Origin of the sequence: Parvibaculum sp., assembly GCF_040882025.1 — a bacterium.
Classification (GTDB): Bacteria; Pseudomonadota; Alphaproteobacteria; order Parvibaculales; family Parvibaculaceae; genus Parvibaculum.
Genome location: NZ_JBBECC010000133.1, coordinates 1 through 1,950 on the forward strand (window position 1 = coordinate 1; position 1,950 = coordinate 1,950).

Here is a 1,950-nt window from a genome sequence, read left to right on the forward strand (position 1 = left end):
GTCTGGCAGCCGGTGCGCGACTATTGCGCGGCGCTCGGGCCCCGCTTCCGCTTCTTCCATCTCGAGAACTGGCCGGGCTTCAAGGCGGGCGCGCTCAATTTCGGCCTCGAAAAAACCGCATCCGACGCCGAGGTCGTCGCCGTCATCGACAGCGACTACCAGATCGACCCGAACTGGCTGAAGGCCATGGTTCCCTATTTCGACAAGCCGGATGTCGGCTTCGTGCAGGCGCCGCAGGATTACCGCGACCGGCACGAAAGCGCCTTCAAGAACATGACCTATTGGGAATATGCCGGCTTCTTCCATATCGGCATGGTCCAGCGCAACAATTTCAACGCCGTCATCCAGCACGGCACGATGACGCTGGTGCGCAAATCGGCGCTCGAAAAGGTCGGCGGCTGGGCGGAGTGGTGCATCTGCGAGGATGCCGAGCTCGGCATCAAGCTCTACCGCGCCGGCTATGACAGCGTTTACGTCAATCATTCCTTCGGCCGCGGCCTGACACCCGACACGCTCGCCGGCTACATCACGCAACGCTTCCGCTGGGCTTACGGCGCGGTGCAGATCGTCAAACATCACTGGGACGCGCTCTCGCCCTTTGCCGGCCGGAAGAACGGTCTTTCCGGCGCGCAGCGCTATTATTTCCTCGCCGGCTGGCTGCCCTGGTTCGCCGACGGGCTGGCACTGCTTTTCACCACGGCCAGCATCGGCCTTTCGATCTGGGCGCTCTACCGGCCCCACCTCGTCTATCTGCCGGTCGCCGCCTTCCTCATTCCGACCATCGGCAGCTTCGCCTTCAAGGTCATCCGTTCGCTCTGGCTCTATGCCGTGCGCATTCGCGACTGCTCCTTCCTCGAAAGTCTCGGCGCCGGCATCGCCGCACTCGGCCTCACGCATACCGTCGCCAAGGCGATGCTCAACGGCATGATCACCACCAGCAAGCCCTTCATCCGCACGCCGAAATGCGAGGACAAGCCGCCGCTTGCCGCCGCCTTCATCCAGGTGCGCGAGGAAGCGCTGATGCTGGCGGTGCTCTGGGGCCTGACGGTCGCCTTCCTTCTGAGCCCGCATTTCACCGACAGCCATTCCAGGCTCTGGGTCGCCGTGCTGCTGGTGCAGTCGGTGCCTTATGCCTCGGCGGTGCTGCTCTCGCTCATCAATGTCATGCCCTCGCTCCGCCGCAAGGCGAAGGCAAGCGTGGCGGGGGTGTTTTCGCCAGCGGAGTGAAGGTAAAACCCCCCCTCTGTCACGAAACTGTCAAAAAACTGTCACAAATGGATTTCGGACAGTCGCAGGGCCGGGGATAAGTGCGTTGCGGCGGGCGTTCTGAAAAAAGTTATCCCCGCTTTGCCACGTTCCGCGCAGGCCTCACATCGGGCCGCCGCCGTCGATGTTGATCTTCTGACCGTTCGCATACGGATTGGCGTCCGAGACGAGATAGACGACCGCCGCCGCCACTTCATCGGGTCCGCAGACATGGCCGAAGGGATAGCGGTCGTCGAGTTCGTGGATGTCCATGTCCTTCTTGCCCGCACGGGCGGCCGCGAGCCTGCGGCCCATATCGGTGTCGGTGAGGCCCGGCGCAACGATATTGGTCCGTATGCCGAATTTCCGCTCTTCCTTGGCGAGCGTCAGCGCCAGCGCTTCGGCCGCGGCCTTGCCCATATTGTAAGGCCCGCCATTCGCCGAGTGACTGAGCGTCGCCACGCTCGAAATGATGATGATGTCGCCGCGCTTCTCCTTGCGCATATGCGGGATCACCAGCTTCGAGACGAAATGCGGCGCCATCGCATGCACTTTCAGCACGCGTTCAAGTTCCAGCGGATCGGTGTCTGCGACCGTCTGGCCGCGCGAGGCGATGCCGGCATTGTTGATCAGAATGCCGATGGAGCCGAAATCCTTCAGCACGTCGGCGACCATTGTCCGGTCCTCGTCGAAATTCTCGACCGA

General features: G+C 62.6%; 2 protein-coding genes. One reads left to right on the forward strand and one right to left on the reverse strand.

Annotation, left to right across the window (positions count from 1 at the left end):
* Window positions 1-1,227: glycosyltransferase family 2 protein (locus WEB61_RS09640; protein ID WP_368064126.1), on the forward strand; the 1,227-nt coding region annotated here is incomplete at its 5' end.
* Between the two features lie 141 nt (window positions 1,228-1,368).
* Here WEB61_RS09640 and WEB61_RS09645 read toward each other — a convergent pair.
* The coding region (locus tag WEB61_RS09645; RefSeq protein ID WP_368064127.1) for an SDR family NAD(P)-dependent oxidoreductase at window positions 1,369-1,950 on the reverse strand (582 nt) is incomplete at its 5' end.